Origin of the sequence: Novosphingobium guangzhouense (genome assembly GCF_002896965.1) — a bacterium.
GTDB lineage: Bacteria > Pseudomonadota > Alphaproteobacteria > Sphingomonadales > Sphingomonadaceae > Novosphingobium > Novosphingobium guangzhouense.
Genome location: NZ_LYMM01000087.1, coordinates 1 through 6805 on the forward strand (window position 1 = coordinate 1; position 6805 = coordinate 6805).

The following is a 6805-nucleotide window of genomic DNA, read 5'->3' on the forward strand; positions in this document are numbered from 1 at the left end:
CGATCGCCTGCGCGAGGAAGGTACGCCCGCCAACGTCACCGACCACACGGCGGCCTATGAAATCCCGGTCGAGATGATCCTGCCGCACGAGCAGTTCAAGATTGCCAACCTGATCGTCCCGGTCTGCGCCTCGATGACGCACGGCGCATGGGCACCCGGCCGCCTCGAAATGGCCTACGGCGTTTGCGGTGAAGCCGCTGGCGAGATCGCGGCATGGCTCGTCGATAACCCCGGCCGCCGCGCCGAGGACATGCCCATCGCCCTCCTGCAACAGCGCCTCGTCGCGCTCGGCTCCATCATTCACTGAAAGGAAGCGTTCTCATGGCCGCTGCTACCGTCTTCTTCAACGCCTCCGAATCCAGCAACGAAAAGGTGCCGCGCGCCGTCATCGATCCTGTCGAGGTCGCCCTGCTCAAGAGCGGCATCATCTCGGGATGGTGGCCGGGCAGCCGTGGCGCAATGGAAGGCGTGGCCGATGGTTCGGTGCTACCGTTCATGTGGAAGTCCAGTCTCGACCTGCAGGCGTTTGCGCCTGGCGCGGGCAAGAAGGCCCCGGCCATGCTCCACGACGACGCCCTCGATCGCGAGTTCCTGCGCTTCGGATACGGCACCAACCATGCCGGGGAGACGCTGGAGCGCGTGACGAACACACTCGCCAGTGTCACCACGCGTGCCACCGGCTCTGGCTATGCAGCCGGTGACACGGTGACGCTGCAGAACGGTGTGGTGCTGGCGTACACCGGATCGACCGGTGCATTCTCCGGCGTATCGGGTCAGGGTAACTTCACGATCACGAACCCCGGTGCCTTCACGTCGCAGCCGACCGGCTTGCTGTCTCAGACGGCCACCAGTGGCAGCGGGACTGGCGCTACCTTCGCGGCCGCATTCGTAGCCGACAATGGCGCGCTGGAACTCAATCCCATTGCGCCGATCATCCCGAACGGCAACGCGCCGTTCTCCCTCATCGAGCCCTTCCGCTGCCCTTTGCCGAGTGGCCCGAATGGCCAGCCAAACTCGGGCGGCTTCCTCTTCGGCGCTCAGCTCAATCAGGCAACGATCCGCGATACCGTCGCCAACGCGCGGTACTGGGGTCTGCGCGTCCACGACAGCACCGAGACTTACCTGACTCCCGGCGCTCTCAGCGCCTACTATGAGGGCGATGCCAAGCGCATCTCCAGCACCGTCGATTATCGCGATGGCCAGTGGCATGTCGCCATGATGACCATTCCCGTCGAGAATGGTCAGCCCACGCTTTGGGTGGACGGGCAGCTTGTCGCCACGGCGCCCGCAGGGTCTTTCGTCCGCATCAATGCGACTGTCGGGGCGAAGCGCTTGCGCCTGGGCGCAGCGGGCCTTCCCAGCAGCGGGCCGACGGGTGGCCTGTGTGGCGACGAGGGCGAGCCGATCGTGGTTCTCGCCGATCTGGCAGCGCCGGCAAATGCTTCCCTGCGCCAGACCATCATGAACCGGGTGCTCGACATCTGGAAGCCCGGTCTGGTGTCGGCATGAACGCGGAAAAGGAAACGGGCATGTCCGAGCCAGATTACGTCCACCCGCAGTGGGGTGAGGCACGCCAGGTGCATGATTGGCGCAACCACATTCCCGAGGAAATCCGGGACATATGGGGGACTTTCAGTGTCGGGCAGCGGGCCGCCCTGCATGCGTGGGCTGAGGATCTCGCGGACATGGAAGAGTGGGACTGAAAGGCTGATATCGACATGACCATCAAAGACCTCCAAACCGCTCTCGGCGTGAAGGCCGATGGCATCTTCGGACCCATCAGCCGCGCCGCTTTGCTCGCCCGGTTCACGAACCTCAATGCACTGGCCGTCACGCAGGCGGATATCGCCGCCTTTGCCTCGCGCCTCGGGTGCACGGTCAATCAGATCGCTGCCGTCGCCACGGTGGAAAGCAGCGGTGGCGGCTTCGACAAGTTCGGCCGTCCCAAGATCCTGTTCGAGCGGCACCTGTTCCACCGCCAGACCGGCGGCAAGTGGTCGCCCTCGGCCTATAGCGACGCCACGGCCGGTGGATACGCCGTGGATAGCTGGGACAAGCTGGGGATGGCTTGTGGAAAAGACCCGGATGCCGCGTTCGGATCGTGCTCGTGGGGCAAGTTTCAGGTGCTCGGTCTGCACTGGTCGAAGCTTGGCTATGCGAGCCCCTACGCGCTGGCCCTGTCCACCGTGAAGGGCGAGGCTGCGCATTACGAACTGCTCGCCCGCTACATCGAGAAGAACGGCCTAACCGATGCCCTGCGCGCCCTGAGCCGTGATCCCGACGACTGCCGGGCCTTCGCGCGCGCCTACAACGGCCCCGGCTACGAGACGTACAAGTACCATACGAAACTAGCGGCAGCGATGGCGTGAAGGATGCGGGGGCGTAATGGAGCATTTCAACCTGTCCGACTGGCTATCGGCGGCGGGCTATACCATCCTCGCCGCGCTTGGCGGCCTGCTGGGCTACGTCATGCGCGAGCACGATAAGGGCAATCCGTTGAACGGGTGGCGCGCCGTCAGTGAGGCGGTGTCGTCGGGCTTCGTCGGCTTCATCGTCATGCTGCTGTGCCAGGCCATGAAGATCGATCCGCTGTGGACCGGGCCGATCGTCGGCGTCTTCGGGTGGCTGGGCGCCAACGTCTCCATCCGGCTGCTGGAACGCATCGTCTATGAACGCCTTGGCGTCAAACTGCGCGCGAATACCGACAAGCGCGTGCGGGCCGCGAAGGCCCAAGAGGAGGAACGGCCATGAAGTGGCTTCTCAACCTACTGGCCCCGTGGAAATCCGAGTTGTTCGCTATGGTGGGCGTGCTGGCCGTCTGCGGCATCGGCGCGACCATCATCGGGTGGATGCACATCCAGCGCCAGAATGATCAGATCGCGGTGAAGGATGGACGCATCACGGCGCTGGTGGAGGCAAACAAGGAATGGGCCGCGCACTCTGCCCGACAGGACCGGCTGCGCGATCTGGAACAGCGCAACACCCTGCTGCTCCAGGACAAGCTGGCGCTGATCGAGGGGCAGAACGTCGCAGCCTCGGCACAACTCAAGGAACTGGAGACAAGCAATGCGGAAGTTCGCCGCCTTATGGCTCAGCGCCTGCCTGCCGATCTTCGCAAGCTGCTCGAACAGCAGCGATAGGATCGTCTCGGCACCGCGACCCGCCTATCAGGGCATCCCCGCTGGCCTGATGGAGCGCTGCACCGTGCAGGACGTGCCGCAGGAGACTATCGCCTCGGTGATCGAAAGCCGTGGCATCTACATCAAGGCGTTCAAGCTGTGCGCGGCGAAGGTCGATGCGATCCGGGATCATGATGCAGGGGCGCGTGGTGAAAAATAGGGATGAGCGAACTTGCTATTTTCAGAGCATGTTCAATGTTGTACCCAACACTTGCGACCCGAAGGGCTTTTAGCCCACGCGATAACTGGCCCGGACCTCACCTGAGCGCCGGGCCTTTCTTATGGCCAAGGCGGGGCAAGGCGCTGCGACGGCGTATAGAGCGAGTTGACAAGGGGCTGGCCCAAGCGCCGCCGCAGCGGTTGGCGTCTGCCAGAGCCGGCCGTCAACCGTCAAGGATTGCTTGAGAGTTGGCGGGCTTCCACCGCTCGCCGCATATCGACCAGATACCTAGTCCGCGTCTGGTGCCGCGCACCGAAGCCCGATGCCGAAGCAGAGCGGGAACATCGAAACAGCATTTTACATCGCCACTCTGGCCAGCATCGCACTTCTCCGCTACGCTGTCTCCGCGACCCTGAATGAGCATCATGCGATGCCCTTCAAACACTAAGGCCCGGACTTCTCCATAGGTTCGGGCCTTTTTGCGTCTATCAGGATCGCTGCCGCCCTCCTTTGGTTTGCCTTACCAAGTGCGGGATTCTGTTGCGCGCGGCATCGGCGCGCAGCCGGAAAACGCTGCCTTGACTGACATCGCCGAAGTTTCGCCGGTGGCGGATGGTGAGCACACTGTGGCGGGGATCAAGATCACCACGTCCAAGGGCCTGATAACCTCGATCACGGCTGCATAGCGGCGCAGCGATCAGCCTGCGAAGCCGCGAAACGGGATAGTCGTCCCGTCATTCCACGGGGATCGGACGCGGAAGCCCTCGCGCGGGAAGATGTGAACCTCGGCACTCATAGTGAAAGCCAATCGAGCTCGGCGTCTTCGAGCGCCTCCCAGTCGTCACCGCTGGCCCGGCGGCCCTGCAGCCATTTCTTCGCGGCCTCCACGTCACCAGCGCGCGGGAACGTGCGATCCCCAGCGGCTGCCTCGGCGATCTGGCCGATGAACCCGCCGCGAGCCGTCTGCGACACGAGCCATGCCCCGAAGGGCTGGCCGCGCGAGATGCCGGTTTCCTGCTCCATGTCCATTCCAGTTGTCCCGAATCATCCGAAGACGTCCATACATGTTCCACATTTGTTCTAATTTGCAAGGTGGGCGTTGGACCGGTGATATTGACCGCTTTGACCTCGCATAATAATCCCTGTGCGGAACGGGGGTTACTGATGTCTGATCAAGTTGTTTCTGCAAGCGCACCTGATGCACCCGCTATTGTGGTCGAGTTGGATGCCTACGTCCTCCCGCAGGGGCATCGAGTATGGAAAGCGAGCGCTGGTAAAACTCATCGTTTTTACAGGGCAGTTCGTGACGCTAACACTATTTTTCCGGACATTCGCGGGTTGGAAGAGCTCGGTGACGTGCCGGACGACTGGACCGACGAGAAGGTTTTAAAGCGGATCGCGGATGACCGCTGGGAACGTGAACTGGCGAGCCGAGCTCGCGGCAATCAGGAACAAACGACCCAAGGGGTAAACAAGCAGGATCGGGGCGTGTTGACCTTTGCCAACCGCCTATGGAACGAAGCGAATCACGGTGATCTCATCATAGTGCCTCCTGACGGCTGGAAGGAGCATGTGCTAATTGGTGAGATACTGACCGAGGCAGGATCAATATCTCGGGTAGAGGCACGAGACGGGGAATACGAAGGCACTTTCTTCGGTCGTCGAGTAAAGTGGCTGACGTCCGTTTCCAAAACCGAACTCACGCCAGACCTGATAAGTGTTCTACATTCCCGTGCTGCGGTCTTCACTATTCCTCGAAATCTCAAGGAGGAGGTGTATCGGCACGCTTACGGCAACTTCGTTTATGATGGTGCGTACACTGCGGAATTTCGCACTGAGAAAGAACGGTTCACTGCGGAAGATTCCGCGGTCGTTGGTACCTGGCTCAACGCCATGGACGTATTGCGCAATTCCCTGAGGAATGGAGATCCGCGACTCGACGCCAGCTTGGCGGATCTTGGCCTCGAAACGCTTCCGGCAAGCGAAGCCGCTGAGCTGAAGATAGATATTCAGTCGCCGGGAGAAATTTTCGTCCGAACGGTAGGGCCATTCGCGCTTTCACTTATGGCTTTGTTCGCCCTAAGTGGTTGCAGCGCAGAGGTGGTCGATAAGAATGCGGTGACCGTCAAGCTGAAGCACGTCGGCGCGGGCGATCATTCCGTTGAGGTGGCGGTCGAAAAAGATGTGAACGCGATGAAGACCGCGCTGGGCGAACAGCGCATTGAAAAGTCTGGACAGCTGGTCAAACGCGCCGAGAACAATGCTCTCGTCTCGACGAATGCCACCTTGAAGTCCGTCCCTTAAAGGGTAGATAGTACCCCTATGGCTTCCGCAGCCCCTTCTTCCCCGTGGCTTACGCCTGACCGGGCCAAGCGATACCTCAAGTTGATACTTGGTGGATTCGCGACTGCCGCCGTCGGCGGTCTTTTAGCGGCATGGTTCACGTACCTATTTACAGCCAAGCTGAATTCCGAAGCAATGCTGCAGCAGCAGTACCTTGCCGCCGTGCAGGAGTTCATAGTCACCGGTTCGAAGGTCGACGCAAGCGTAACAGAGCTCTCAGACAGCATCCTTGATAAGGAAGGCGTCAGAGAGGGACGTAAGGAGGCTCGCCAGGCTATTGCCGCTCATGTAGCAGCCACTCAGAGTTTGGCCCAAGTCATCGGGACCGGGAACGCCGATGCGTACATGGAAGGTTTGGCGACCCTCCGAACCTTGGTCGATGAAGCGGCAGATGTTCAAACCGCTTTGAAGGCTTCTCGCGCTCGCTTTGATTTGATGGACAATCGAGCCGTCATCGTGGCCGAGGCCCGTAGACGAATCTACGGGCATACCTAGCGTAATCGCCTCTAACGAGCCACTCTATGCCCGACTATTTCCTCGCCACGGGAAGATTATGTCGGCCGGCCACACCGTCTCTTTCCCGTCTGAGCGATAGTCCCCTCGGCCAGTTATGCGGGCCAGGTAGATCCGGCAGTGCTTGGCCCATACCTTTTTGCCCCAAGATGTGCCGCCATGGAAATCCGAGGCGGCAGCGCGCAGGGCCTTGCGCAGATCGGCCGGGGTCGCGTCGGGAATCTGCGCGTGGATGCGGGCGATCCACTCCGGCGCTGCGACCTGCCAGTTACGCATGACGACTATCCTTGAACGTCGGGCAGATCTTGCGCACGTCGCCGTATTTGTAGTTCGCCCATGGATCATCGCTGCCGCGCACGAGGCGCACGAACCCTGTTGCTTCATTGACCACCCGGGCGCGAGTGTATTCGCTTCCCGGCCCATCATCGCGGAAGACCTGATATTGCGGGCAGTCGAGCCCAGCTGCGTCCGCCTCCTTCAGGAGGGCCTCAAGCCGGTCCTGCCATTCGTCTGGCATCGCCTGCAGGGCCAGCCGCGGGATCACCAGATAGGGTGACCGATACAGGCGGCGGTGGCATAAATCCTCGTTCATGCTGCCTGCCCCTTCGCT

12 protein-coding genes are annotated in these 6805 nt (G+C 61.4%); 9 read left to right on the plus strand and 3 right to left on the minus strand.

Features of this window, described 5'->3' with window-relative positions; translation table 11 throughout:
* The 7 genes from A8V01_RS25550 to lysC all read left to right on the plus strand — a co-directional run.
* Positions 1–307: FAD-dependent oxidoreductase (locus A8V01_RS25550; protein ID WP_146037389.1), on the plus strand; the 307-nt coding region annotated here is incomplete at its 5' end.
* A gap of 14 nt (positions 308–321) precedes the next feature.
* Positions 322–1509 (plus strand): hypothetical protein, encoded by a 1188-nt coding sequence (locus A8V01_RS25555; RefSeq protein WP_103099075.1) that lies wholly within the window; start codon positions 322–324, stop codon positions 1507–1509.
* A 20-nt stretch (positions 1510–1529) separates the two neighbouring features.
* Positions 1530–1703 carry a hypothetical protein gene (locus A8V01_RS28835; RefSeq protein WP_170066073.1) on the plus strand — a complete coding sequence of 58 codons (174 nt, stop codon included), beginning with the start codon at positions 1530–1532 and terminating at the stop codon, positions 1701–1703.
* 15 nt (positions 1704–1718) lie between these two features.
* Complete coding sequence (locus A8V01_RS25565) at positions 1719–2369, plus strand: N-acetylmuramidase family protein (RefSeq protein WP_103099077.1); 651 nt, start codon at positions 1719–1721, stop codon at positions 2367–2369.
* 16 nt (positions 2370–2385) lie between these two features.
* Positions 2386–2751 (plus strand): phage holin family protein, encoded by a 366-nt coding sequence (locus A8V01_RS25570; RefSeq protein WP_103099078.1) that lies wholly within the window; start codon positions 2386–2388, stop codon positions 2749–2751.
* Positions 2748–3140: a hypothetical protein gene (locus A8V01_RS25575; RefSeq protein ID WP_146037390.1), complete on the plus strand. Its 393-nt coding sequence runs from the start codon at positions 2748–2750 to the stop codon at positions 3138–3140. The genes A8V01_RS25570 and A8V01_RS25575 overlap by 4 nt, the downstream gene beginning before the upstream one ends.
* Entirely contained in the window at positions 3067–3339 is a 273-nt protein-coding gene (lysC, locus tag A8V01_RS29845) for an Rz1-like lysis system protein LysC (protein ID WP_425437359.1), read from the plus strand. The genes A8V01_RS25575 and lysC overlap by 74 nt, the downstream gene beginning before the upstream one ends.
* A 792-nt stretch (positions 3340–4131) precedes the next feature.
* Here lysC and A8V01_RS25580 read toward each other — a convergent pair.
* Positions 4132–4362, minus strand: coding sequence for a hypothetical protein (locus tag A8V01_RS25580; RefSeq protein ID WP_103099084.1), 231 nt, complete (start codon positions 4360–4362; stop codon positions 4132–4134).
* A 141-nt stretch (positions 4363–4503) separates the two neighbouring features.
* On the opposite strand from A8V01_RS25580, the gene A8V01_RS28405 reads away from it, so the two are divergent.
* Both A8V01_RS28405 and A8V01_RS25590 read left to right on the plus strand, forming a co-directional pair.
* Positions 4504–5643: a hypothetical protein gene (locus tag A8V01_RS28405; RefSeq protein ID WP_146037391.1), complete on the plus strand. Its 1140-nt coding sequence runs from the start codon at positions 4504–4506 to the stop codon at positions 5641–5643.
* 18 nt (positions 5644–5661) lie between these two features.
* Positions 5662–6177, plus strand: coding sequence for a hypothetical protein (locus A8V01_RS25590; protein WP_103099081.1), 516 nt, complete (start codon positions 5662–5664; stop codon positions 6175–6177).
* 24 nt (positions 6178–6201) lie between these two features.
* On the opposite strand, the gene A8V01_RS25595 is transcribed toward A8V01_RS25590, so the two are convergent.
* Both A8V01_RS25595 and A8V01_RS28845 read right to left on the minus strand, forming a co-directional pair.
* Positions 6202–6471 (minus strand): hypothetical protein, encoded by a 270-nt coding sequence (locus A8V01_RS25595; protein WP_103099082.1) that lies wholly within the window; start codon positions 6469–6471, stop codon positions 6202–6204.
* On the minus strand, positions 6464–6805 hold a 342-nt coding region (locus tag A8V01_RS28845), incomplete at its 5' end, for a hypothetical protein (protein WP_211295196.1). The genes A8V01_RS28845 and A8V01_RS25595, both read right to left, overlap by 8 nt.

Coding starts and splice junctions, on each gene's coding strand:
- A8V01_RS25555 (WP_103099075.1), top strand. CDS start 322: ATGGCCGCTGCTACCGTCTTCTTCAACGCCTCCGAATCCAGCAACGAA.
- A8V01_RS28835 (WP_170066073.1), top strand. CDS start 1,530: ATGTCCGAGCCAGATTACGTCCACCCGCAGTGGGGTGAGGCACGCCAG.
- A8V01_RS25565 (WP_103099077.1), top strand. CDS start 1,719: ATGACCATCAAAGACCTCCAAACCGCTCTCGGCGTGAAGGCCGATGGC.
- A8V01_RS25570 (WP_103099078.1), top strand. CDS start 2,386: ATGGAGCATTTCAACCTGTCCGACTGGCTATCGGCGGCGGGCTATACC.
- A8V01_RS25575 (WP_146037390.1), top strand. CDS start 2,748: ATGAAGTGGCTTCTCAACCTACTGGCCCCGTGGAAATCCGAGTTGTTC.
- lysC (WP_425437359.1), top strand. CDS start 3,067: ATGCGGAAGTTCGCCGCCTTATGGCTCAGCGCCTGCCTGCCGATCTTC.
- A8V01_RS25580 (WP_103099084.1), bottom strand. CDS start 4,362: ATGGAGCAGGAAACCGGCATCTCGCGCGGCCAGCCCTTCGGGGCATGG.
- A8V01_RS28405 (WP_146037391.1), top strand. CDS start 4,504: ATGTCTGATCAAGTTGTTTCTGCAAGCGCACCTGATGCACCCGCTATT.
- A8V01_RS25590 (WP_103099081.1), top strand. CDS start 5,662: ATGGCTTCCGCAGCCCCTTCTTCCCCGTGGCTTACGCCTGACCGGGCC.
- A8V01_RS25595 (WP_103099082.1), bottom strand. CDS start 6,471: ATGCGTAACTGGCAGGTCGCAGCGCCGGAGTGGATCGCCCGCATCCAC.